At 35.2% G+C, this 24,978-nt stretch carries 20 protein-coding genes and 2 pseudogenes; 5 read left to right on the forward strand and 17 right to left on the reverse strand.

What is annotated here, in order from left to right; translation table 11 throughout:
- Positions 1 to 27 precede the first annotated feature (27 nt).
- The 4 genes from NSQ59_RS17645 to NSQ59_RS17660 form a co-directional block, all read right to left on the reverse strand.
- Positions 28 to 219 carry a hypothetical protein gene (locus tag NSQ59_RS17645; RefSeq protein WP_340832355.1) on the reverse strand — a complete coding sequence of 64 codons (192 nt, stop codon included), beginning with the start codon at positions 217 to 219 and terminating at the stop codon, positions 28 to 30.
- 235 nt (positions 220 to 454) lie between these two features.
- Positions 455 to 1,333, reverse strand: a complete 879-nt coding sequence (locus NSQ59_RS17650; protein WP_340832356.1) for an acetamidase/formamidase family protein — start codon at positions 1,331 to 1,333, stop codon at positions 455 to 457.
- An 18-nt stretch (positions 1,334 to 1,351) separates the two neighbouring features.
- Positions 1,352 to 2,116 carry a 2,4-dienoyl-CoA reductase gene (gene fadH / locus NSQ59_RS17655; protein WP_055740602.1) on the reverse strand — a complete coding sequence of 255 codons (765 nt, stop codon included), beginning with the start codon at positions 2,114 to 2,116 and terminating at the stop codon, positions 1,352 to 1,354.
- Between the two features lie 354 nt (positions 2,117 to 2,470).
- Positions 2,471 to 2,692, reverse strand: coding sequence for a hypothetical protein (locus NSQ59_RS17660; protein ID WP_055740603.1), 222 nt, complete (start codon positions 2,690 to 2,692; stop codon positions 2,471 to 2,473).
- Between the two features lie 213 nt (positions 2,693 to 2,905).
- On the opposite strand from NSQ59_RS17660, the gene NSQ59_RS17665 reads away from it, so the two are divergent.
- The gene (locus NSQ59_RS17665; protein WP_055741263.1) at positions 2,906 to 3,781 is read left to right on the forward strand and encodes a metallophosphoesterase; all 876 of its coding nucleotides are present in this window, start codon (positions 2,906 to 2,908) and stop codon (positions 3,779 to 3,781) included.
- Between the two features lie 252 nt (positions 3,782 to 4,033).
- On the opposite strand, the gene NSQ59_RS17670 is transcribed toward NSQ59_RS17665, so the two are convergent.
- From NSQ59_RS17670 to NSQ59_RS17680, 3 genes are all read right to left on the reverse strand, one after another.
- Positions 4,034 to 6,112, reverse strand: coding sequence for a bifunctional diguanylate cyclase/phosphodiesterase (locus NSQ59_RS17670; RefSeq protein ID WP_235950585.1), 2,079 nt, complete (start codon positions 6,110 to 6,112; stop codon positions 4,034 to 4,036).
- Between the two features lie 247 nt (positions 6,113 to 6,359).
- Complete coding sequence (locus tag NSQ59_RS17675; protein ID WP_340832357.1) at positions 6,360 to 9,482, reverse strand: MMPL family transporter; 3,123 nt, start codon at positions 9,480 to 9,482, stop codon at positions 6,360 to 6,362.
- A complete protein-coding gene (locus NSQ59_RS17680) occupies positions 9,479 to 9,937 on the reverse strand; it encodes a MarR family winged helix-turn-helix transcriptional regulator (RefSeq protein ID WP_055740605.1) in 459 nt (152 codons plus the stop codon). Before NSQ59_RS17680 ends, NSQ59_RS17675 begins: the two co-directional genes overlap by 4 nt.
- Before the next feature lie 189 nt (positions 9,938 to 10,126).
- On the opposite strand from NSQ59_RS17680, the gene NSQ59_RS17685 reads away from it, so the two are divergent.
- Entirely contained in the window at positions 10,127 to 10,588 is a 462-nt protein-coding gene (locus NSQ59_RS17685; RefSeq protein WP_055740606.1) for a YkyB family protein, read from the forward strand.
- Positions 10,589 to 10,754: 166 nt separating this feature from the next.
- On the opposite strand, the pseudogene NSQ59_RS17690 reads toward NSQ59_RS17685, so the two are convergent.
- Positions 10,755 to 11,222 (reverse strand): annotated as a pseudogene (locus NSQ59_RS17690) (chemotaxis protein CheW); the annotation flags it as partial.
- 284 nt (positions 11,223 to 11,506) lie between these two features.
- Between NSQ59_RS17690 and NSQ59_RS17695 the strand changes: the two are divergent.
- Positions 11,507 to 12,661 (forward strand): aminotransferase A, encoded by a 1,155-nt coding sequence (locus NSQ59_RS17695; RefSeq protein WP_055740608.1) that lies wholly within the window; start codon positions 11,507 to 11,509, stop codon positions 12,659 to 12,661.
- Positions 12,662 to 12,905: 244 nt separating this feature from the next.
- On the opposite strand, the gene NSQ59_RS17700 is transcribed toward NSQ59_RS17695, so the two are convergent.
- The 8 genes and pseudogenes from NSQ59_RS17700 to NSQ59_RS17735 form a co-directional block, all read right to left on the reverse strand.
- On the reverse strand, positions 12,906 to 13,085 hold the full coding sequence (locus NSQ59_RS17700) for a hypothetical protein (RefSeq protein ID WP_055740609.1): 180 nt from the start codon (positions 13,083 to 13,085) through the stop codon (positions 12,906 to 12,908).
- A 55-nt stretch (positions 13,086 to 13,140) separates the two neighbouring features.
- Positions 13,141 to 14,013: an NAD(P)-dependent oxidoreductase gene (locus tag NSQ59_RS17705; protein ID WP_268888343.1), complete on the reverse strand. Its 873-nt coding sequence runs from the start codon at positions 14,011 to 14,013 to the stop codon at positions 13,141 to 13,143.
- A gap of 122 nt (positions 14,014 to 14,135) precedes the next feature.
- Positions 14,136 to 14,921: pseudogene (locus tag NSQ59_RS17710) on the reverse strand (SDR family oxidoreductase).
- Positions 14,922 to 15,176: 255 nt separating this feature from the next.
- Positions 15,177 to 16,892 carry a phosphoenolpyruvate--protein phosphotransferase gene (gene ptsP, locus NSQ59_RS17715; RefSeq protein WP_055740611.1) on the reverse strand — a complete coding sequence of 572 codons (1,716 nt, stop codon included), beginning with the start codon at positions 16,890 to 16,892 and terminating at the stop codon, positions 15,177 to 15,179.
- A complete protein-coding gene (locus tag NSQ59_RS17720) occupies positions 16,892 to 17,158 on the reverse strand; it encodes a phosphocarrier protein HPr (protein WP_055740612.1) in 267 nt (88 codons plus the stop codon). Before NSQ59_RS17720 ends, ptsP begins: the two co-directional genes overlap by 1 nt.
- Before the next feature lie 274 nt (positions 17,159 to 17,432).
- A complete protein-coding gene (locus NSQ59_RS17725) occupies positions 17,433 to 18,707 on the reverse strand; it encodes a hypothetical protein (protein ID WP_055740613.1) in 1,275 nt (424 codons plus the stop codon).
- Entirely contained in the window at positions 18,698 to 19,858 is a 1,161-nt protein-coding gene (locus NSQ59_RS17730) for a DUF58 domain-containing protein (RefSeq protein ID WP_055740614.1), read from the reverse strand. Before NSQ59_RS17730 ends, NSQ59_RS17725 begins: the two co-directional genes overlap by 10 nt.
- On the reverse strand, positions 19,855 to 20,799 hold the full coding sequence (locus NSQ59_RS17735) for an AAA family ATPase (protein ID WP_055740615.1): 945 nt from the start codon (positions 20,797 to 20,799) through the stop codon (positions 19,855 to 19,857). Before NSQ59_RS17735 ends, NSQ59_RS17730 begins: the two co-directional genes overlap by 4 nt.
- Before the next feature lie 204 nt (positions 20,800 to 21,003).
- Here NSQ59_RS17735 and NSQ59_RS17740 point away from each other — a divergent pair, with 204 nt between their 5' ends.
- Positions 21,004 to 21,192, forward strand: a complete 189-nt coding sequence (locus NSQ59_RS17740) for a YkvS family protein (protein ID WP_055740616.1) — start codon at positions 21,004 to 21,006, stop codon at positions 21,190 to 21,192.
- Between the two features lie 43 nt (positions 21,193 to 21,235).
- Here NSQ59_RS17740 and NSQ59_RS17745 read toward each other — a convergent pair whose 3' ends face one another.
- Positions 21,236 to 22,279 carry a YkvI family membrane protein gene (locus NSQ59_RS17745; RefSeq protein WP_055740617.1) on the reverse strand — a complete coding sequence of 348 codons (1,044 nt, stop codon included), beginning with the start codon at positions 22,277 to 22,279 and terminating at the stop codon, positions 21,236 to 21,238.
- A gap of 333 nt (positions 22,280 to 22,612) precedes the next feature.
- Here NSQ59_RS17745 and NSQ59_RS17750 point away from each other — a divergent pair, with 333 nt between their 5' ends.
- A complete protein-coding gene (locus NSQ59_RS17750; protein ID WP_055740618.1) occupies positions 22,613 to 24,763 on the forward strand; it encodes an ATP-dependent Clp protease ATP-binding subunit in 2,151 nt (716 codons plus the stop codon).
- The last annotated feature ends 215 nt before the right edge of the window (positions 24,764 to 24,978 follow it).

A 24,978-nucleotide genomic window follows, 5' to 3' on the forward strand; every position in this document is an offset into this window, starting at 1 on the left:
CATGTCACTCTCCTCTCCAATGCTTGTCTATGCCTTTTCATTGTAACAATGGAAAAATGTCGATATACATGGAATCGTTCGCAAATTTCTCACAGAAACAGACATCCTAACGGAAATAATGACAATCTTATTTTTCATATGAATATAGGTAGTTTTAACCATTTTTGATGTTGAAAATATATCACTGTCTATAAACTTCAAATATGCAATTTTTGTCATATTATTTTTATCCGTTCGACAAAAAATCCTTACCCAAATTTGAGTAAGGATTTTTCATTGTTTAAGTATTATGAAATCCATGTGGATTACCTGAAAAAATTGTCTCCGTCTAACTTCAGCATTTTCCGTTTCCTCACTGTGTTTCCTTTGGCTCACCTGACCCATAAAAGTGAATTTGGCACATAAATTTCACCCATCCGTACGCTAGATCTGTGGAGATCAGCGTATTTGGTCTTTACATTAGTAATTCCTTTGGAACACTAATTCTAACTGTTACTAAAGGGTTAACTAATTGGCTGATTTGTATATCACATAATGCACTAAGAAGCCGGTATGCATCGTTAAAGGTCAAAGATTGCTTTGCTTGAATAGCTTCTACGGCAGTAATCATTCCTTTTTCTGCAGCTTTTTCTACCGTTTTTTCTGAAGCAATAAACATATAGGAATCAAGCGTTTCAACAACTGGTAATGCAAGTGGTTGGTTTTCTTTTTTTGATACTTTAAGTGTTACCTTTCCGCCAATTTCGATACCGGAACCATTTAATTCTCCATCCCCCATGGCAGCATGCAAATCCCCAAGTGCTAATAGTGCGCCATCATGAAAAACAGGTAGATACAGTTTATTCCCGGCAGTGATGTATTTTGTATCCATATTACCCCCATGATCCCCAGGCGATTCACTTAATATCTCCCCATCTACTGGAGCAACTCCAATGACTCCAATCATTGGTCTGACTTTAAATTGAAGATGTTCGTTATAGAAAACTGTCCCATTTTCTATCGGAATTATTTTGGTATCTTCAATCTCCACCTTGTTCCCCAATCTCCCCATACCAGGGTATAGAACCATGACACCTTGAGAATCTAATTCGATATTCTCTATTTCAATACAAAGAATATCTCCTTTTTCTACGCCATTAATATAAATGGGCCCAGTAGCAGGATTGATATAATCCATCTTCATACTTGTCCGCAATTGACTTTCACTCGTGAATGCTCCGCCGTAGCAATCATGTGTTTCAACTTGAAAAGTTTCCCCTAAATCAACAAAATACTTTGGCTGATGTTTAGCAGAAAAACTAGTTATATAATGCTCTTTTCCAAAAAACTTCATTTATGTAACCCCCGATTGTTAAAAAGGATATTGATTCAGCCACTGGCCGCCATCCATCGTAATACATTCTCCATTTATATAGGCAGCTTTATCAGAAAATAAAAAAGCTGCTAATTCCGCAATTTCTTCTGGATTTCCCAATCTTCCCAACGGGATGCTATTTAATGTTCTTTTCGCTGCTTCTTCTGATTCCCATAATTTTTCTGCTCCGCCGGTTTTATCAATTGGTCCAGGAGCAATGGCATTTACACGAATTCCGTATTTCCTTCCCCATTCTACTGCTAAGGTTCTTGTTAAGGCTAAGACCCCTGCTTTTGCGGAAGCTGAGTGAATAACTCCAGGTCCTGCATTCCATGCATATGTTGCAACCATATTAATCATACTTCCTTTAATGCCTTTTTCAATCCAATAGTTTCCGACCGCATGAGAGCAGTAAAATGTTCCATTTAATACAATATTAATAACTGAATTCCAGCCGTTAATGGAAAGCTTTTCAGCTGGACAAATAAAATTCCCGGCAGCATTATTGACAAGGAAATCAATCTTTCCAAAACACGAATGTGCTTCATCCACCATTTGTTGTACTTCCTCTGGGTTTCTTACATCCATTTGGACAGTTAATATATTTGAATTTATTTTTTCTAATTCCTCTTTTGTCGCATGCAGCCTATCGGAATTTCTTCCGGTTATTATGACATTTGCACCCTCTTGGGCAAACTTCTTTGCCATATATTTACCCATTCCGCTTGAACCGCCAGTGATAATAACTACTCGATCTTTCATTTGTTCCTCTCCTTCGCAGTGAATGAATAGTCATTCATTTATTTGTGTATATATCTCGTTCTTTTCCCATTGTAACACGAATTGCCCTTTTTAAAAATATTCAAATTTTTTGAAGCAAAAAAAAGGGTTAAAAACCCTTTTTTAATGGATAGGAAAGTATAAAATTTTTCAACATCTAAATAATTTAACAAGTTTAATCTTGTCTAGCTACAGCGCCTATCGGATAGCGGATTTCTCCGTCTCCTCCCTACGATAAGTCAACATCAGTTCGTGAACTACCTCACTGTGTTTCCTTTATCTCGAGCCTGCGACTACGAAATCCGTACGCCGATGAGCAAGGCGCTTGCACTTTTCTTATTTATCTCTATTTTTATTAAGCAAGGAATCATTTAATCTTGAAATCGATTTAATAATTGCCTTCTTTTGATTATATCCTTTAACCGATACTGTAATATCATTATATTCAGTAAAAACTTGACCCCATGATTCCCCAGATGAAAAACCGTATGAATAGATTTTTATCATTCCGGACTTCGTTGGTAAGAAGAAAACGTCCATATGCTTATGTTTGTGCATAATAATAACCCCTTTCCTATCTATTCACGATACTTCTAAAAACTTTTTTAAATTTTATCTATCTAATAAATTATTATTCATTTAACCTCGCAATATAAATAGAATATACCTTTAAATACTTAAGATTTCAATAGATATGGCATAAAGGAGAGAAGCATACCGCGAATAAAATGAAAAACTTAACAAATAGTTTATGTTGCTTCATTGATAAAAATGAATAATCCCATATCCCGAAGAAGCTTTTTGAAAAGGGTAATAAGTTATTTTTTGGCATTAATAGGTCTCAGCAGCGGTGGCTATATTTATAGTCGATACATTGAACCACACCGTCTTGACATGAATTATATTCCCATTTATCACGAGAAAATTCCGAAAAGCTTTCACGGCTGTAAAATTGTTCAATTTAGCGACACACATATTGGATTTCAATATAGCTTAGAACAATTAAAAAAACATATTATAGCCATCAATAAGATAAAGCCTGACATCATTTTTTTTACAGGTGACTTAATGGACAAACCAAATCAGTATCCATTTAAAGAAGCGCTATGCAATATTCTGAAGGAATTAAATGCTCCTTATGGAAAGTATGCGATTTTTGGGAATCATGATCATGGCGGCTATGGTACCGATATTTATATGCAAATCATGGAAAAAGCAAATTTTTACGTTTTAAGAAATGAAGCCATTTCGCTTGAGTTAAATAATGGTGAAAAAATATTTGTAGCGGGCATTGACGATGCTATGTTAGGGAAGCCAGATATTCCAGGAACACTTAAAAGAATACCTGTTCATTATTTTTCTATCCTCCTGTCTCATGCACCTGACCTTGCAGATGCCGCATCCGCAATCGGCATTGATATTCAATTAAGCGGACATAGCCATGGTGGACAAGTAAAAATACCGTTTTACGGACCTTTAGTAACACCTCCATATGGAAGGAAGTATATCGAAGGGGAATACCATGTAAATATAAGGAATCCACTTTACTTATATGTAAACCGCGGACTTGGGACGACCAGACTACCTTTTCGGTTTTTATCCGTACCAGAAATAACGATCTTCCAATTACAATCGGGAAAAACATAAGAAATGACCGCAACATTGCAATATCCGTTAAGTAGCGGGCATTTCTTAGGGGGATCGCATAAATTAATTTTCAAGTATTATATCTATCTAAAGTAAGAAGCCATTGATTAGCGGATTTCTACGTCTCTTGCTTGAGTTAGTGCAACAAGTGAAAATGGTAGTGCTATTTATACTTGGTAAAATTACATTTCAAATGTTACTCGGTGAAATTTTGAAGTGCCAATTTTGCTCATCCGTATACTTGCGATCTTCTTATATACACAATACATTTTTTTCAATCTCATCCGCACTCACCGGACGGCTGAAATAAAATCCTTGTGCTTTAAGACATTGTGCGGAAATGAGGAATTGAACCTGATCGCTTTCTTCGACTCCCTCAGCAATGACCTCCATCCCTAAATTATGGGCAAGATTAATAATTGTTTTCGTAATAGCGGCATCTTTTTCATTTACTTGAATTTCTTTCACAAAGGACTGATCAATTTTAATAATGTCTATCGGAAATCTTTTTAAATAATTCAAGGAAGAGTATCCTGTTCCGAAATCGTCAACTGAAATTACGATCCCGATTTCTTTTAGACGCTGGAGCATGGACAGAGCATTTCTAGTATCCTCCATTGCTCCTTCCGTTACTTCAATTTCAATGGAAGAAGCCGGTAATTGGTAAAATAACAGTGCCTTTTTAATAATAGTTGGCAGATTTGGATCAAGTAATTGTTTCGGTGATATATTGATTGCAACACGAATATCTTTAAAACCCTTTTTTCTCCAAATTGCAAGTTGTTCACAAACAGTATGGATAACCCACTCACCAATTGAGATTATCAGCCCCGTTTCTTCAGCCAACGGAATAAATTGTGCCGGGGATACAAAACCAAACTTTCGATTATTCCAGCGTATTAACGCTTCAAAGCTCTTTATCTTGCCATCAAGTAAATTAACTTGCGGTTGATAATGCATGATAAATTCATTCTTTTCAATAGCCTTTCGCAAATGTGCTTCCATCAAAATATAGTTTGGAAAGGCTTCATTCATTTCTGTACGGTAAAAACGATAATGTCCCTTCCCTTTTTCCTTTACCTGAATAAGCGCACTGTCAGCATTTTTGATTAAGCTTTCCGCATCTTTCCCATCTGCCGGAAAGAGACTAATACCAATGGATGGGGTTAGGTAGTAGTCTTGATCATAAATATTAAATGGTTCATGGAACAATGCAAGGATATTTCCAGCGACACGATCCGCTTCTTTTTTCTTTATTCTAGGCAAAATGATAACAAACTCGTCTCCGCCTAATCGATATACACGATTATAAGAGACATTTAAAGTTAATAACCGGTGGGAGGTTTGCTTTAACAGTTCATCTCCTGCTTGATGACCTAATGTGTCATTAAAGTATTTGAATCGATCTAAATCAATATAAAAAAGGGCAAAATCTTGCTCTTTAATCATCGATGTCGTAATTTCCGCTTGAAGATGCTCTAATAACGCCGGACGATTCCACAAACCTGTTAATGAATCGTGCATTGCCATATAGTTCATCTTTTCATTCGTTCTCCACTGCTCGGTAGTATCACGAATAATGACGTATATTCCCCTTATTTCCCCATTAATTTTAATTGGGACCGTTTTTAATTGTATATATAATTTAACACCTTGTTTATTAATAAATGTACAATCATTCGTTTCTTGCGGTTCTCCAGATAAAGTATTAGACATTACTCTGAATATTTCCCCGACTCCGTTTTTATCTACTAATTCGTAAATAGAACGATTAATAAGCTCTTCTTCGGTATAGCCTATCATTTTCAAACTAGCAGGATTGGCACTTAATATTCTTCCCTTTTCATTAATAGAAAAAATCGCATCTAAATTATGATCGATAAGTGATTGATATTTTTGTCTTGTTTCAACTAAATCCGTAACATCTCGTGTAATACCAACAATATAGGAAATAGAATTTTGATCATTTATTCCTGTAAGACGACTCTCAAACACTCTAATTTCATGTTCATTTACTTGAATATAATCCGTAAAAATGACGGTTTCGTTTGTTTCCAACACTTTTTGATAATATCTATTTAAATGGGTAGAGAGTTCTTCCGGTAACACTTCTTCCATAAGAGAGCCTATATGCTCTTCCTTTAAATTCGCATGATCCAATCCTTTTTGATTTACAAATAAATAACGAAATGTTGGACCAGGTTCCACTTTCATGATAAATACCATATCTGAAATTTGATGCAAGAAAATATCACGAAGCATTTTTTCTTCATGACCATTTTCAGGATGTACCATTTTTTTCTTCGTATGTGTATTATTAGTCTGCTTCATATAACCATCCCTTTTTAAACCCCAGGCCCTCTTTAATTCAAAAATTGTCATTATTTATCTACTTATGTCTATTTTACTAATTATCAGTATAAATGAATATAATGAAAGATAAAATAATTATTTTTTCTATTTGCATCTAAAAACAACTCCAGTTTTTGTCGAAAAATAGCATATTTTCAACAAAAATGTCAGACTCATTCATTTTATAAGAGTCTGACATTAAAATAAAGAGATTATGAAAATTTTCCTATTTATTTCCCATAAATGGCCACCAATTTGTCTTACCAAGTGCTTTAACCATCACAGGAACAAACAGCGGTAGCACGATGAATGCATAAAATAACAATCCTGATAAGACTAGTGTGGCAATTTGTAATAAGGACATTACACCAGAAGGAAGCATTGCCGCAAATGTTCCTGCTAGTATAATCGCAGCTGAAATGATAACTGTCCCCATATTTTTCATCGCCATTAAAATTCCTTCTTTTACTTGTAGTTGACGATATTCTGAAAAACGATCCATAAGGAAAATAGAATAATCTATTCCTAACGCCATTAAAATAACAAATCCGAAAAATGGTACAGCCCAACTGATACCGGAGTATCCAAGCATATGGACAAATACCAATTCAGTCATGGCAATCGAAGAATAATAGGTTAGTAATAAAGAAATTATTAAGTAAATCGGCATGATGAGTGATCTTAAAAGGATAATTAAAATAATCCCTATTCCCGCCAGCATAAACATAACTGTTCTGCTGTAATCCGAGTTTGACATTTTATTCAAATCATGATTCATACTAGTAACACCGGATATTCCGATATGGGCATTTTCAAGCTTCGTACCCTTAAGCGAGGTTTTTAATGCCTGATTTATTCGATCAATCGTTTGCATTGCTTGGTTGGAATATGGATTTTGGTTTAGTACTAAATCAAAGCTTGTCATTTTTCCATCTTTTGAAATATATGTGTCTAATGCTTTCTGGTAATCCACATTGGTTAATAATTCATCCGGAATATATACACCAGATTTTTGTAAGTTACTATCGTTAGACATCTTATTCAAATAGTCACTAGCATCATCTAATCCTGATTGTATTTTCCCAAGACCATCTGTACTTTGATTTAAACCATTTGTGAGATTAGATAATTGCTCGCCAACGGATCCAAACCCTTTCTGCAACTGTTGTTGCCCATCTGCGATTTTTCCTAATCCATTTGATACATCAGGGAGTTTCTGGATGACTTGCGATTGTCCATCTGCCGCTTTTGACATACCTTTTTCTAATTGGTCTAATCCCGTTATAATGGGATTAAAGCTGTTTGCAAATTGACTAATTCCAGATAAAATACTACTTAAGCCTGTATTTGCTTGCTGAAAACCATTATTTACTGCTGATAAATTTTTATCTAGTTCTGTTAAAGCTCCGGCGCTTACACCAAGACTTTGTGCCGTACCTTGTACAGTTTGTTTGATAGCATTGTAGTCACCATCTTCTTTAAGCCCATTATATTTGGATTCAAGTTGGGTAAAATGGCTATTTAAATTCATCAAGCTCGCTTGAATGGAAGTTATCCCATTAGTTATTTGCTTATAATTTGATTCCAATTGCTGGACTCCTTGCTGCATCTTCTGATAGTTAGTCAGGAGTTCATTTACTCCCGCTTTTAATGCAAAGGCTTGTTTGCGGGCTTCCATAATTCCGGTCTTTAGTTCACCTGCTCCCGTCGATCCGCTGCGAATCCCTTTCTCTATTTGTTCAAGTGCAGTCTGTAAATCCGTGATTCCAGATTGTAATGATTTTGTTCCTGTCTGAAGATCACCAATTCCGGCTGTAGCACTCTTAAGTTTCGGTTCATTTTTACTTAAAGACTTTGCTGCGGTATTTAAGCCTGCTTTAATATCTCCGATTCCTTTATTTCCTTTGCCAATCCCTTCACTGATTGTACCTGCTTGATTTCTAACATAAAGCTCTTTCATAACATCCCCAACAGGACGTGTTGCACTGCGGACTTTTTCAATATGATCTACTTTAGATAAATCACCACTGACATTTTCAATTAATCCTAAATATTCCTTCGATTTCATCGATTCATCATTTTCAAGAACGACCGTAACTGGCATAATTTCACCAGATCCAAAGCCATTTGAAACGATATTAAATGCCTTAACAGATTCATAGTCATTGCCCAGCTCATCTAGAGAGTTAAAGGATAGCTTTCCATTGTAGCTTATTAATAACGGAATCGTAATAACAGCAACAATTCCCAATGCTATAATCGGTCGAGTAATAGCAAGATTCCCTGCCCATCCCCAAAGTTTACTTTCTGAATGAGAAATATTTCCTTTCAGCGGCCAAAAAATTACTTTGCGGAGTGTAGCCATAAAAAATGGAACCACTGTTAGTAGGGCCAGAAGAAGAAATACTACTCCCACAGCGACTGCTGATGCAGATTGGTAAAGCTTAAAGCTTGCAAAACCTATAGATGCAAATCCAATCATAACTGCAATCCCGCTAAATAAAACCGTTTTTCCGGCAGTTTTATATGTCGCAATAATTGCCGGCACCACTTCATTTCCCTTCGATAATTCCTCCTTAAAACGACTTAATAGGAGAATACAATAATCCGTTCCAATCCCAAATAATACTGCGACTAAAAAAATCTGCGTGAAATTCGATAACGGAAAATTCAGCTTATCTACTAAAAAGGCGACAACCGATTGGCTCACCAAATAAGTCAAACCGACGGTAATCAGAGGAATGATAGGAGCTACTACCGACCGGAAGACAAGGATTAAAACAATTAATATAAACGCTACGGTTATTAATTCTGTCTTTTTAAGCCCTTTTTGCGAACTTATCACTACATCCTCATTGATTAGTCCATTTCCTGTCATCATCGTTTGGACATGCGGTGTAGCAATCGCATTGTCCAGTTTATCGCGGACACTGCTAATCTCTCTATTCTTTAACTCAACATCTAAAATAGCTAAAATGGTTTTTCCATCTTTTGAAACTAATTGATTTTTTAATTCCTCTTGGTCAAAATGTGTTGTAACGCTATTTACGCTAAGTTCCTTTTCTTTACTTTTTATTTTTTGAATAGTTTTATGAATATTTTCAATTTGATTAGAATCCAATTTTTTATTATCGTGAAAAACGACGATAAAGGATTCAGAGCCTTCCTTCTCACTTGTATGATGCTGTTTTATTTCAGAAGCAAGTCTGGAAGGATATCCATCCGGAACAGTAATCTGGCCTTTTTCACGGACAAGGTTCTCCATATTTGGAGCCTTCCATGTAAGAACAGCTGCCACCACAATCCAAAAGGCTAGTAGCAGCCATCTAAAACGGACAACAAATTTCATAGAGTATCTCCCTCCTTTGAATTTTGAATAATAGTGGAAATTTTTTCATAGAGGTTAATAAATTCTTCTAAATCATCTGGATCTAATTCCTCTAAATAATGACTGACAAACTTTTCTATTTTTATTTCCACTTCTTCACAAACCTTTTTTCCTTCTTCTGTTGCAGTTATGTATATATTTCTACGGTCGTTTTGATCTCTTTCTCTCTTAATGAAACCTTTAGTTTCTAATTTATCCACTTTAGAAGTTATAGCGCTTTTATTTACATTTAATTGTTCCGATAATTCAGCAGCGCGAAGTGGACCTTGAAAATAAATAATTCTCAGCATTGAATACTGTTCTAATGACAATTCTTTCAACACGTTTTCTGAAATTAGGGAAGAAATTCGTTTTGTAGCAAATAAATAGACGTCTTCGTATCTTTTTATTAATAGCTTTATTTTTTCACGTTCCAATAATAGTTCACCCCCTAAACTGTTAACAACATAACTATAAGGAGTATTTTTTTGTCCTGTCAATAACTTGATAAAATTGACACAAAATATACATGTTTTTTGAGACAGCCTTTCCAATCTTATGAATTAGTAGTATAATAAAGTCAATCAATTTCAAAATTATTTAACAATGGAAAGGAGTTCGTTTTTTTGAATTCACACTCTTCCGCTCCGTTACCACCTTCTATATTAAACCTCTCATATGCTATTTTCACTGTGAACCGGCATGCCAAAACTGCCACTAACCCAAAGTTTTTATATAAATTAAAAAGAGAAGCAATTGAGAAAATGGTGCAAGAAGGAAAGGCTAAAAAGATTGGACTTCACTTTTCTGACAATCCGAAATATAGTCAGCAGCAATCGGATGTTCTTGTACAATGCGGAGAATATTCTTTTCATATCCCCCCAACAAAACAAGATTTCGAAATGCTTCCTCATCTAGGAAAATTAGATCGTTATACGAGAAATCCTAAATGTCACATGCCATTAAATCAGGCAAAGCAAATATTGCAGACATATACTGGGTTAAAGGAAAAAAGTAATACCCGTTCCAACAGCCGTAAACCGCGGCCTCAAAGACCTATTTTCAAAAAACTTGGAGACAGTTATTAATATCATTACGACTAATAAAGCATTTGTAACTAACATAACAAATGCACACGCGCTGGCGCTATAGGTCCAGCTTTTGTTAAAAGGTGTTTTCACAAGATTAAATTTTATCATTTCTTAAAAGCAGAAAAGAAGAGCACTAAAAGCTCTTCTTTTCATTTTAATGGATCGAGATTGGATTCATTTCTGAAATAATGCTTTCAAAATCAAGCATTAAAATCATCTCGTTTTCTTTTTTTATGATGCCAATTACTTGTTGCCGCTCACTTGCATACATATCAGATGGCTTCTCCACTTGCTGCTTCGAAATTCGATGGATTTGACTTACCTCATGAACATGAAAAACCACTTTCATTTGGTTAAACTCTGAAACAATATATTTCTCCTTTGACCTATCTTCACTGTTATCAAAATTTAATACTTTTGCTAAATCAATAACCGGCAAAACTTCTCCCCGTAACTGGACAATTCCTTCCATATACGGGTGTGCGTGAGGTATAAAGGTAACGGGCAGAGGCTGAATAATTTCCTTTACTTTTATCACATCGATGCCAAATTTATTATTTTGCAATTGAAATTCGATAATTTCTAATTCTTTTGAACCACTCTCTAATGGGATATCCTTTTCTATTGTCATATAGCAACTTCCCTTCCAATCTATCATAATGTAAATATAACACGAAAAATTGCCGAAGTGTTCTATCGTTATGAAATTTCTAAATAGAAGAAAAGAGAGTATTATTGAATCAAAAATGATAAGAAAATCGGTGAATAAGTGGTAATATAAAAGAAAGCGAAATGCGCCTGTCCAACTACGTATAAACTTTAGGGCTTCGACTGAGATAAACGAAACACGGTGAGTCGATAGGCGATAGAGCTGGACACCATTTAGAAAGATAACATGGGAAGGATGACTTATTAGTGGAGCACTTACTAAATAAAAGAGTTTTAGATATAGAAATATCCGGAATTCGGAAATTCTCCAATATGGTTAGTGGTGTGGAAAATATGATTTCCTTTACCATCGGACAACCTGATTTCCCAACTCCCACGCATGTAAAGAATGCAGGCATTGCTGCAATTGAAAACGATTTTACAATATATACCCATAATGCTGGCTATATAGAATTACGGAAAGCCGCCAGTGATTTTGTGAAACAAAAATATAACTTACAGTATGATGCTGAAAAAGAAGTAATTGTAACAGTTGGTGCAAGTGAAGCAATAGATGTTTCATTAAGAACGATATTAACAGAAGGCAGCGAAGTAATCTTACCAGGTCCCATTTATCCGGGATATGAGCCTATCATAAGGATAGCTGGGGGAATTCCAGTTCATGTGGATACAAGGGATTCCCATTTTAAACTGACGGCTGAAAAAATAGCTCCTTATTTAACAGATAAAACAAGATGTATCATTTTACCGTATCCATCGAATCCAACAGGCGTCAGCTTAACGGAAAAGGAATTAAAGGATATAGCTAGGCTTCTTAAAGGAAGAAATATATTTGTAATTGCTGATGAAATTTATAGTGAATTAGTATATGAAAATAAGCATTATTCCATCGCAAACGATCTTAGGGAGCAAACAATTGTCATTAATGGATTATCCAAATCACATTCGATGACAGGCTGGAGGATAGGTTTCTTATTTGCTCCCGAAAATATTGCAAAACATATTATAAAGGTACATCAATACAATGTTTCGTGTGTATCTTCCATTTCGCAAATGGCTGCTATAGAAGCACTTACTAAAGGTTATAATGATGCAGAACCAATGCGCGAGGAATATATAAAAAGGCGAGATTACGTTTGTGAGAGATTAACGAAGATGGGATTGGAATATGTTAAACCGGATGGCGCCTTTTACTTTTTCGTAAAAATCCCTCATGAGCTGGAATTGTCTTCTTTCGATTTTGCTGTTGAATTGGCGTATAAAAACAAGATTGCAGTTGTTCCCGGCAGTGCTTTTTCTATCTATGGAGAAGGTTTTTTCAGACTTTCCTACGCATGCTCTATGGAAAAACTCGAGGAAGGATTAAATCGAATGGAGAAGTACTTGGTGAATAAAAGCTAAAAAAGTGTCCAATGGACACTTTTTTTATTACGTCTAGCTCCAGCGTCTATCGTCTAGCGGATTTCTCCGTCTCCTCCCTACGATAAGTCAACATCAGGTAAAATTACACTTCAAATTTTACTCGGTGAAAATGGTAGTTCAATATTCAATAGCTCGTGAACTACCTCACTGTGTTTCCTTTATCTCGAGGTGAGCGACTACGAAATCCGTACACCGATGAGCAAGGCGTTTTGCGCATTTGTTCTTATTGACCTTTGTATTTACCGTTATTTTTGGGAGCTTTTTCTTTCTTCGCTTTATCCTTATGAATTTTATTCGTTGCAGCACTTCCCATTTCATGGGCAAATTCCTCATTTAATACAGAAGAATCAAATCCTTTTTTATTTTTTTGATCAGCATCGTTTTTCTTTGTTCGCTTCGCCACGAAGAGTTCCTCCTAACTTACATAGTCATATCTATTGTTAGGAGTACGTAAGATTTTATTCAAACTGATTCCAATATTTTATTAATGCCTGTGTACCACTGTTCTCCTCGCCTTGTTCAGCTAATTCTTCATACATTTGTTTCGCTAATGCAAGACCAGGCAAAGGTAAATTCATTTTTTCCGCTTCTTCAAGTGCAATTTTCATATCTTTGATAAAATGTTTGATAAAAAATCCCGGTGAATAGTCACCCGTAAGAATTCTTGGAACATAGTTGCTGAGGGACCAGCTTCCTGCCGCACCAGCACTAATCGATTTTAAAACAGTTTCCGGATCTAATCCTGCTCTCTTGGCATAAACTAATGCTTCACATACCCCAATCATATTGGTAGCAATGGCAATTTGATTACACATTTTCGTATGCTGGCCACTGCCTGCCGGACCTTGATATACGATGTTTTGCCCAAAGCAAGATAATATCGGAAGAATGGTATTGAATGTTTGCTCTTCCCCTCCGACCATGATGGTCAATGTACCATTTTTTGCACCAATATCTCCACCAGAAACTGGTGCGTCTATCGTTTGGATACCTTTCTTTTTACCTTCTTCATATATTCTGATCGCAAGTGTCGGCGTAGAGGTGGTCATATCGATAAAAATACTATTTTCTTTCCCATTAGAAAGCAACCCATCATTCCCAAAATATACTTCCTCTACATCATATGGATAGCCGACAATTGTTAAAACAACATCAGCATTCTGTGCTACCTCTTTAGGACTGTCACACCATACAGCACCTTTTTCTATCAAATCCATAGCTTTTTCTTTCGTACGATTATATATATAAACCGGATAATTACTCTTAATCAAATGCTGAACCATACTTTTCCCCATAACACCTGTTCCGATAAATCCAATTGTTTTTTCCAAAGGGGTCCTCTCCTTTTCTATTGGCAATGTTAAATAAAACTTTTCATGATTCTTGGGTGTGAACTATCTTTTATTGACATTTAAAAGACACTTTGCTTCTTTTCCTATGTGTTACCCCGTATTTAAATTGCCTTAATTTTTCCGCCGTCTACAAGGAAACTGCTTCCGGTCATATAGGTGTTGGCATCCGATACTAGGAAAGTAACAACATTAGCGAATTCTTCCGGCCGTCCATATCTTTGTAATGGTATAGTTTTCTTCTCAAGGTTTTCAATTTCCTCACGTGAATAACCTGTCTTGGAAGCATTTACTTCATCCAAATGCTTCACACGGTCTGTTGCAATTCTTCCGGGACCAACAGTGTTAATTAAGATATTGAATGGTGCTAATTAAGAGGCTAACGTTTTTGACAATCCGACAATACCGGTTCTAAAGGTATTTGAAAGAATCAAACCTGGAATTGGTTCTTTTATGGAAGAGGATGCGATATTAATAATTTTTCCGCCATTCACTTTTAATAATGGTAATGCTTCACGAATAACTCTTATGTAAGATAAAAGGTTAAGTTCAAATGCGTTTTGCCAATGCTCATCAGTCATTTCTTCGAAACTGCCTGCAGGTGGTCCTCCGGCATTATTGATTAAAATATCTAACCGGCCGAATTCTGCTTTCGTCTTTTCCACCATGTTTCTTATATCCTCAGGATTAGTAATATCACAGCGAATATGACTTACTTTTCCTTTTTCGAGTCCTGCTAATTCATACTCAACACTTTCCAACTGTTCTTCATTCCGGCTGGCTAGCATTACATTTACCCCTTCATTTACCAATGAAGCAGCAATTGCTTTTCCCAAACCTTGACTTGAAGCTACCACAAGTGCGGTTTTCCCATTTAAGCCAAATTCCATTTTATAGCCTCCTTAAAATAGTTTTTCACGACTTCATTATAAATGAACCACTAATAAGGTTTCATTATAAATGCTCCTAAAATAAAAAAAACCGGATGAAATCATCCGGAAAAATAAAGGGGGAAAAATAGGAAAGAAATGGTTAACCCAAGTTTGTAACAGTTTTCCCATTCAACTATCCACAAATACTTGAGAATACTTATCTATTCCACCTTTCTCCCCAATTTAAACCTAATCAATATTACAGTTTTATGACTATAGAGTTGCTTTCTTTACAGCTTCAATTACTTCTTCCGTTGTTTGAAGCTGAAGAACCTGCTCAGCAAGCTTTTCCATTTCTGCCTTGGAAAGATTTTTGATTTGTGCTCTTGCTTTGAGAATAGAAGAAGCACTCATAGAGAACTCATCTAAACCAAGACCAAGTAAAATTGGAATTGCTAGCTCATCCCCAGCCATTTCACCGCACATGCCTGTCCATTTTCCTTCTTTATGAGAGGCATCTATTACCATTTTCACTAATCGTAATATTGCAGGATTGTATGGTTGATATAAATAAGATACTCGCTCATTCATACGGTCAGCAGCCATTGTATATTGGATCAAATCGTTTGTTCCAATACTAAAGAAATCAACCTCTTTAGCGAATTGGTCAGCTATTACCGCAGTTGAAGGGATTTCGACCATAATTCCAAGCTCAATATTATCAGAAACATTGACGCCATTACTTACTAACTTATCTTTTTCTTCTAATAATATTTGTTTGGCTTGTCGGAACTCATTCAAGGTTGAAATCATCGGGAACATGATTTTTAAATTTCCGTAAACACTTGCACGAAGTAATGCACGTAGTTGTGTACGGAACATATCCTGTTCTTCAAGGCATAATCTTATCGCACGGAAACCTAGAAATGGATTCATTTCCTCTGGAAGATTTAAATATGGAAGCTTTTTGTCGCCGCCAATATCGAGAGTACGAACAACGACAGGCTTTCCATTCATTCCTTCTAAAACAGCTTTATAGGATTCAAACTGTTCATCCTCAGAAGGAAGCTGATCTCTTCCCATATACAAAAATTCTGTACGATAAAGACCGATTGCTTCGCCGCCATTGTCCAATACACCTTTTAAATCATTAGGTGTACCAATATTTGCACCAAGTTCTACATGATGACCATCTTTAGAAACGGTCTTTTCATTCATAAGCTTTGCCCATTCGGCTTTTTGCTTTTCGTAACTTTCTTGCACTTTCTTATATTGGTCAACAATTTCTGGAGTAGGATTAATATGTACTTCCCCATTTAGTCCATCGACAATGATTAAGTCGCCATTTTGAATGTCCTCTGTAGCTGATTTCGTACCAACTACTGCAGGTATTTCAAGGGATCTTGCCATGATAGCAGAATGCGATGTTCTTCCACCAATATTAGTAGTGAAGCCTTTTACGAAATTTCGGTTCAATTGGGCTGTATCAGAAGGTGTTAAATCCTCTGCCACAACAATTACTTCCTCTGAAATTAAGCTTGGATTAGGAATTTTCACTCCTAATAAATGAGATAGCACACGCTTCGTTACATCACGAATATCAGCAGCGCGTTCTCTCATGTATTCATTATCCATTTGTTCAAACATAGTAATGAACATATCTGTTGTCTCTTTTAAAGAGCTTTCAGCATTGAGTTTATTGTTTTTAATATTATCTTCGATGGGTGTGATAAGTTCTGGATCGTTTAAAACCAAAAGATGCGCATCAAAAATAGCAGCTTTATCCGCTCCTAATTCAGACCCTGCACGCTCACGAATAACTTCCAATTCGGATTTAGCAGCAGACATAGCTGCTTGAAAGCGGGCAATTTCCTCGTCTGCATTTTCAATGGTTTTCTTAGAAAATGACAGATCAGGCTCTACCAAGCGATATGCTTTTGCAATCGCAATACCGTTTGATGCCGCAATCCCTTTTAAAATGGTTGACATTACTCAGCTAAACCTTCTTTTTTCAATAGATCTTCAAGGGCATTTAATGCATCTTGCTCATCGCTGCCAGTTGCGCTTATGTTGATTTGTGCATCCTTACCGATACCTAAAGACATTACACCCATAATTGATTTAAGATTTACTTGTTTACCGTTATATCCAAGTTGAATTTCAGAATCAAATTTGCTCGCTGTTTGTACTAATAGTGTTGCTGGACGAGCATGAATTCCTGTTGCATCTACTACTTTAAATTGTTTTTCTACCATTTGAATTTCTCCTTTACATTAATAATAAATTAAAGTGTCTACTATATAAAAAATAATCCACCTTGCTTTTTTCGTCAATTATTTAGCAACGAAATAACATTAAAGCAAGATTCTGCATTCACTAAATATTCTCTCAGCTTTTTAAAAAACTGATTAAATCATTTTTAGAGCACACAATTAAAAGAATATCATCCACCATGTTAGAATTCAATCCTGTTGCTTAAGGTTAATATTTCCTGCCCCTAATAAGTTATGAATAATCTAATGAAAAAATTTATTTTTTCTGGAACTCTTTCATCCTATTTTTTATTTTTTCCATTTCAAGAGCAAATTGCTCTATATCCTCCTCTGTAACCTGAATGGAACCATATCGAACACTTTCATATATGAATACCCATTTTTCAGAGACCTGTATATTTAGTCGATTTAACCAATCTCTTACAGATTCAGCTCCACGTCTTTTCGATTTGTGCTTAGCTGAGAAATGCTCCAATTGACGGACAAATTTTCGGATTTTCTGGTTGGATTTTGAGTAATAGTTTGCATGATTGTCTTTTTTATTTTGATTATCAATTAGCTTGTGAAAAATACTTTGCTTCATCTCATTTCCCACATTCGCAGTTTTGGATTTCCTTTTCTTAAAATGCAAAATTAGCGAAATGATGATGATAACTACAATTACAATCCCTATTATAATATAAATTTTCTCATTGTCGTTTTTTTGTAGTCTACGAAAATTATCCAAATAATTTCCTTTTTGTATTCTGAGCTTCATCTGTTCTTTCGCAGACTCCATCATACGGTTATTGTACTCTTCATTCTTCTTTTCCATGAAATTACTTAAGAAACTTATCAGTGGGCTTAAAAGTGTCACAATAAACCAAAAAATTTTGTCAAAAATAACGGATAGTCCATTTTTAATAACACTTGCTATTAAGGTAACCGCTGTTGATATGACAATAGGAGTAATGATGAGAAAACTACTAAAAGCAGCTATTGTTTTTTTTGAAATAGATGAACTTTGAATATATCTTTTAAAAAAAGTCCCATATGAATACAAGAATATTTGAAGCACCGGAAAAATTATCAATAAATTTCTCGATTTCATACCCGATATAAACCCTACAAAATACAAGAAAATAAAAATTAAAATCGTAGCCAGTAAACGACTGCTTAGGATATTTTCGGAGTCCTCATCACCATCTTCTATAAATAAAACCTTAAGTCTCCAAAGGGAAAAGATAAACAATAGAAACATTTCGAAAATAGGAATGTCCCCTAACCATGTACAAATAATGATGATTGGTATGGAACAAAAATAGAAAGCTTTCGAAAACCGTTCTATTTCCCCCTGGGAAAATAACAAAGTAGTAAGCGATACCAAAAATAATATCCCTAAAAGACTCCAACTTATAGATCCTTTCCCATTTATATATGGAATGGCATATTGAACAAGTGCGAAAATAATCGCGTCACTAAGAAACAGCCTTTGTACTTCAAATATTTTCAAAAAGTTCATTTGAATATTAGCACTCGATTTTACTTCCATAGTTCCATTGCCCCTTGATTCTCAATTGATTTCACAGAAAAAACCAGTGAACCTTTTTTTCCAAATCCTATAAGGGATGCATAACCAGAAGGCTCGATATCACCAATATGAATAACATATGGATAGGAAATCCCCTTCCCGCAAATATCCTTGATCATTAAATGATATGGAATGGTAAAGGAAGCAACAGATAAATGGGCTAATAAGTCAAATGCTTTTTGACGATGACCTCTGCCTTCTCCCTCATTTAAAAAATAATACAAAGATTTCCCAAAGGTTGTTACATTTATCGCCAATGCAAATGGGATATTTTCTCTCACTGCATAATCAATGAGATATGCACAATGACTTATACTTGCCTCCAAATCTGTCTTTTTTCCATCTACATTTAATAGCAGCAACCAAGTTCTAGCTCCAATAGGTGAAAAAACCTTTGTTTGCAATTTCTGTGTTCGGGCACTTGCCTTCCAATGAATATATTGAAAAGGATCTCCCTTTTGGTACTCCTTTGTCCCAATAGGCTGCAAAGGATCAAAAAAGATGGATGTTTGATTATGTTGACTTCCCTGTAAAAAATTATATTCTTTGTTAGAAGTATGGACTGTCTTTCTATTGGGAAATACTAGCTTTTTTACTCCTAACATTTTTTTATTTTGAAGAATCACTAATCCTGTCCCAAACAAATGCGGAATTTTCACTTCAATACCATGGATTCTAGAAACCCCTCTTCTTACTGCTTTCACTGGAATGATAACGTCCACTTGTTCATTTCTCCAAGCCTTAAAAGGGATATTGACCTCCACAATAGAACGAACATCAATAAAAGGATGATTTACTGGTTGCACCTTATTTGTAAAGCTAATTCGCAGATTCCCCTTTAAAATCGGCAATCCTTTATTTACGAGGGTAAATTTCCATTCATCTGTGTCTTCAACATTTAACCTGACAGTAGACCTATCGCTTTGTAATATTAAGTTGTTTCCCACTAGTTTTAAGTACAAATAATTTCCTAACGACATAAAACAACCAAAAATAAACAAAAATAAGATTGTGGTTGAACCGAAGATAAACGAAAGAATAGCAAATAGGATCATTAATTGTCCTATGATTAGAACATTTTTTTCCTGGATAATCTCTTTTTCCCAAATCATTTGATATACTCCATTTCAACCGGGGCTGAAACAGAGTTAATTACATCGGCTAGTATTTCATCCACGGTCTTTGTTAATGATGCCTCGATTGTAAGATGGAGCCTGTGTTTGATAATATTTGGCGCAACCGCTTTTACATCATCCGGTGTGACAAAATTTCTGCCATTAATAAAAGCATATCCTTGGCTTGCTCTTAGTAAGGCAAGACTTGCTCTTGGACTCATTCCAAATTCTATAGACGAATGTTCTCTTGTTTCTTTGGCAATTAAAATTATATATTTCTCAATATCCTCGTGAACTTGTACATTTTTAACCTCTTTTTGCAAATGGCGTAATTGCTCAGGCTGCAATACGGACATAAGTCTTCCTAAACCACTATCCGCAGCATGCTTTCTTAGAATTTCTCGTTCTTCTTCGAAAGAAGGAAAATCAATGGACAGTTTCATAAAAAATCGATCGAGTTGTGCAGCTGGCAATGGAAAGGTTCCTTGCTGCGATTCTACAGGATTTTGCGTGGCGATGACCATAAAAGGCTCAGAAATTGATAATGTTTCTCCATCAATCGTAACTTGCCTTTCCTCCATGGCCTCGAGTAAGCTCGATTGGGTTCTTGGGGTTGCACGGTTAATTTCATCTGCAAGTAAAATATTAGTCATAACAGGTCCTGGCTTTAGCTCAAATTCCTGAGATTTTGGATTAAAAAAATGAATTCCGGTTACATCAGTTGGTAAAACATCTGGAGTAAATTGGATTCGTTTAAATTCAACATTTAAACAACTGGCGAATGCTTTAGCCAATAATGTTTTTCCTGTTCCCGGAACACTTTCCAGCAAAATATGCCCACCTTGTAATAATGCAACGATCATCATATCAACCTCTTTATCTCTCCCAATGATGACCTTTGCAATTTCACTTTTTAAGTTTACTATGTATTCCTTCAAATCATTTCCCCCTTTTTTGTAATTAAAATGTAATTAAAATATAACAAATAAAACAAAAATTGTCATCTTTTTGAATATTTAAATACGATGAATAAAATACTTTTGTACTAAAATAACTTGAAATTTTCTAATATATGGTGCAAACTGTTAACTAAGTAGATTGAATATTATAAAATTACCTTTTAGTGATAAGGGGAGATGGCATTGAAAAAAGCCGATGTGGGCAATCTTATTGAATTCAGGGATGGATTACAAGGGATTGTTGAAAAGGTAAATGAAAATTCTGTTATAGTTGATTTAACGTATATGGAAAACTATCGTGATCTTGACCTCGAAGAAAAAACGGTTGTAAATCATAAAAACTATAAAATTATTGCAACATCTCATAAGTAAATAAAAGAACCTAGGAAATGATTAATCATTTCTTAGGTTCTTTTTATTTACGGAGCTTATTATAAGGCTTAAACCAAAGAAGAAAAACAAAAAGCAAGCTGAAATAGCCAAATAAAGGATATAAATAGGATAGTAGTGTACCATAATGAAAATAACTAAGACTATAAATAATGATTAAAATAAATGTAAATATCCATCCACGATGAATGGAAATATATTTACTAAATTGTTTTTCCAACCCATAAATATTTCCAATTAATGAAGTAAAAATCTCTCCGAAAATAATTAGTACATATATAAAATAGATGCCGATAAAGGAACTCTTAACAATTGCAGCCATTGGAATTTCATAAAACTGCACATTAGGTAATGTAATGAGGGTAAAGTGACTAGAAACTAAAATCAACGTTAAAAGGATTCCCCCGATGATTCCCCCTAATTTTACGGTTTTTTTATCATTTACTTCTGCTGCAATCGGAACAAGAACAGCTTGCGCTAACGACAAATTAAAAGCGGCATAGGAAAAAGGGGAAACAACCGCCTTCCATAAATGAAGATCCTCTGGTATATTCATAAAATATTGAACAAATTGCCAATGAGTAATTGATTTTGTCATTACAATAAAATTAAATAAAAGCATAATGGGGACAACGAAGGTATTCACTGCAAATATCCCTTTTGAACCAACGGCCATCACTAGAATTGTAAGACCAATAGTAAAAAAAACTCCTACCCATTTTTCTAAGGCTAATTCCTGCTGAAAAACAGCACCTGCTCCAGATAACATCACTGCACAAACACCTAACAACATGATCATCATAAAAATGTTCATGAATTTAGCTAATATTGGTCCAAACAAATATTCATTTAATTCTTCGTATGAATTAGCTTTTAGATCAATTGCTTTCACCATTAATTTTGATCCTAAAAGGATAAACAAATACCCCGCTGCTAATATGGCGAAAAACCCAACAAAACCGTATTTAGTAAAAAACTCAACAATTTCTTTACCAGTTGCAAATCCTGCTCCGATCACTGTTCCAACATAGACAGCCGCAACTTGCAAAGCACCAACCCACTTAGTCACATTGCATCTCCTTTCAAATAAACGACACTATTAAAAGATATGTACAAGTTGTCTAAAATAAGACAAGCAATTAATGAAAAAGAAATAATAATCGTATTTTGTATATGGAAAATTTTATTAGTCAAAAATAGTCAAAAATGGTTTACAAATCGTTTTGGTTGATGTATACTGATTTCACAAGGTCAAAGTTGGTCAAATAACTCCTTGTTAATCAAATTCATAAATATTTTTTTGAAGGGTTTGATCTATTAAACCTTTTTCTTATAATTAATTAGTCAAAGTTAGTCAATGTCAAATTTATTGTTTTTCTTTCTTTAAGGAGGAATGATTTGAATGTTATGTCAAAAATGTAATCAAAACGAATCAAATATTCAATTACATGTAAATATTAATGGAAAACAACAAGATATGTATTTATGTTCAACTTGTTATCAACAAGAAAAATCGAAAATTGGTAATCCATTAGGAGGTGCGCCTATGATGAATGGATTTGGTGGTTTTAACGGATTCGGTTCTATTGATGATTTATTTAAAGGATTTGCCGTCCCCGAGAATCAAATGAATGCAACTGTGAAAACCGAAGCCCAAAATGGCGGCGGCGGTTTCTTAGACCAATTTGGCCGTAATTTAACAAATATGGCGAAGGCCGGACTAATTGATCCAGTCATTGGCCGTGATAAAGAAATTAAGCGTGTGGTTGAGATTTTAAATCGCCGAAATAAAAACAATCCTGTATTAATTGGGGAGCCTGGTGTAGGTAAAACAGCGATTGCTGAAGGGCTTGCATTAAAAATTGCGGAAAATGATGTCCCTTCAAAATTAAAAAATAAAGAGGTATATTTATTAGATGTGGCTTCATTAGTAGCTAATACAGGAATCCGCGGTCAATTTGAACAAAGAATGAAACAGCTTATTGCTGAGCTCCAAAGAAGAAAAAATATCTTATTATTTATTGATGAGATTCATTTACTTGTTGGCGCCGGTTCTGCGGAAGGATCAATGGATGCAGGTAATATCTTAAAACCAGCACTCGCACGCGGTGAACTTCAAGTTATCGGAGCAACTACTTTAAAAGAATACCGACAAATTGAAAAAGATGCAGCATTAGAGAGACGATTTCAGCCAGTTCAAGTAAATGAGCCTACATTAGATGAAACTGTTCAAATTTTAAATGGCTTAAAAGCAAAATATGAACAGTACCATGGGGTTTCATTTACAGATGAGGCTATCATGGCTTGTGTCGAGTTATCACATCGTTATATTCAAGACCGTCATTTACCTGACAAAGCAATTGACTTAATGGATGAAGCTGGTTCAAAATTAAACTTAACCATTGATGTAATGAACAAAGAAGATATTCATGCACGTTTAAAAGAAATTCATCAAGAAAAACAAGTTGCACTTGAAAACGAGAAATATGAAGAAGCTGCAAAATTACGTGACGAGGAAGCAAAATTAGAAAAACAACTTGCATCTAATATGGAAAGTGTAAAACCAATAGTGGAAGCTTCTCATATCCAAGAAATCATTGAGAAGAAAACAGGTATTCCAGTTGGTAAGCTTCAAGCTAATGAACAAGAAAAAATGAAAAATCTTGAACAACATTTAGCTGGTAAAGTAATTGGCCAAGAAGAAGCCGTTCGCAAGGTTGCTAAAGCAATTCGCCGCAGCCGTGCTGGACTTAAATCTAAAAATCGTCCAATTGGTTCCTTCTTATTCGTCGGCCCTACTGGGGTTGGTAAAACTGAACTAACGAAAACACTTGCAGAAGAATTATTTGGCACGAAGGATGCCATGATCCGACTCGATATGAGTGAGTATATGGAAAAACACAGTGTTTCTAAATTAATCGGTTCACCTCCTGGATATGTAGGACATGAGGAAGCTGGTCAATTGACAGAAAAAGTACGTCATAACCCATACAGTATCATCCTATTAGATGAGATTGAAAAAGCACACCCTGATGTACAGCATATGTTCTTGCAAATCCTTGAAGATGGACGGTTAACAGATAGTCAGGGACGTACTGTAAGCTTTAAAGATACTGTAATCATTATGACAAGTAATGCAGGCATTGGTGTAAAACCTATTCACGTTGGATTTGGCAACAACGAAGCAATGAAAGAAGCTAGTATTTTAGATTCATTAGGAAGCTTCTTTAAACCCGAATTCCTTAACCGTTTCGATAGTATAATTGAATTTAAAGCATTAGAAAACGAACATTTATTAAAAATTGTAGATATCATGCTTGCTGAGCTTCAAGTAACATTAAAGGAACAACAATTATCTCTTGAAGTTACAGAAGAAGTGAAAGAAAAACTTGCGGAAATGGGTTATCATCCTGCATTTGGTGCAAGACCTTTACGAAGAGTTATTCAAGAACAGCTTGAAGATAGCATTACTGATTTTATTCTTGAGCATCCTGATCAAAAATCATTAATCGCTACGATGAACGAAGAAAAAATTACTGTTGTAGCTAAATAAACACTAAGTTCAGAATGCACAAATGGGTTCTAACCATACTGTTAGTGGTTAGAACCCATTATTTTTTTTATAAAGTAAAAGGAGTCTCAGAGGTAAACGGCACGAAATTTTGCCCAAAGCGCTCGAAATTAGAAGTGAACGGTACGACTTTCTCTTCAAATGGACCGAAACTAACACCGAACTGCCCTATTTGGGTAATTTACACTAGTACCCTT

Source organism: Margalitia sp. FSL K6-0131 (genome assembly GCF_038008735.1).
Taxonomy (GTDB): Bacteria; Bacillota; Bacilli; order Bacillales; family Bacillaceae_C; genus Margalitia; species Margalitia shackletonii.

What these genes read in the sequence shown, in the direction of transcription:
- NSQ59_RS17645 (WP_340832355.1), bottom strand. Translation starts at nt 219, where the DNA reads ATGACAAAAATTGCATATTTGAAGTTTATAGACAGTGATATATTTTCA.
- NSQ59_RS17650 (WP_340832356.1), bottom strand. Translation starts at nt 1,333, where the DNA reads ATGAAGTTTTTTGGAAAAGAGCATTATATAACTAGTTTTTCTGCTAAA.
- fadH (WP_055740602.1), bottom strand. Translation starts at nt 2,116, where the DNA reads ATGAAAGATCGAGTAGTTATTATCACTGGCGGTTCAAGCGGAATGGGT.
- NSQ59_RS17660 (WP_055740603.1), bottom strand. Translation starts at nt 2,692, where the DNA reads ATGCACAAACATAAGCATATGGACGTTTTCTTCTTACCAACGAAGTCC.
- NSQ59_RS17665 (WP_055741263.1), top strand. Translation starts at nt 2,906, where the DNA reads ATGAATAATCCCATATCCCGAAGAAGCTTTTTGAAAAGGGTAATAAGT.
- NSQ59_RS17670 (WP_235950585.1), bottom strand. Translation starts at nt 6,112, where the DNA reads ATGAAGCAGACTAATAATACACATACGAAGAAAAAAATGGTACATCCT.
- NSQ59_RS17675 (WP_340832357.1), bottom strand. Translation starts at nt 9,482, where the DNA reads ATGAAATTTGTTGTCCGTTTTAGATGGCTGCTACTAGCCTTTTGGATT.
- ptsP (WP_055740611.1), bottom strand. Translation starts at nt 16,892, where the DNA reads ATGTCAACCATTTTAAAAGGGATTGCGGCATCAAACGGTATTGCGATT.
- NSQ59_RS17720 (WP_055740612.1), bottom strand. Translation starts at nt 17,158, where the DNA reads ATGGTAGAAAAACAATTTAAAGTAGTAGATGCAACAGGAATTCATGCT.
- NSQ59_RS17725 (WP_055740613.1), bottom strand. Translation starts at nt 18,707, where the DNA reads ATGGAAGTAAAATCGAGTGCTAATATTCAAATGAACTTTTTGAAAATA.
- NSQ59_RS17730 (WP_055740614.1), bottom strand. Translation starts at nt 19,858, where the DNA reads ATGATTTGGGAAAAAGAGATTATCCAGGAAAAAAATGTTCTAATCATA.
- NSQ59_RS17750 (WP_055740618.1), top strand. Translation starts at nt 22,613, where the DNA reads ATGTTATGTCAAAAATGTAATCAAAACGAATCAAATATTCAATTACAT.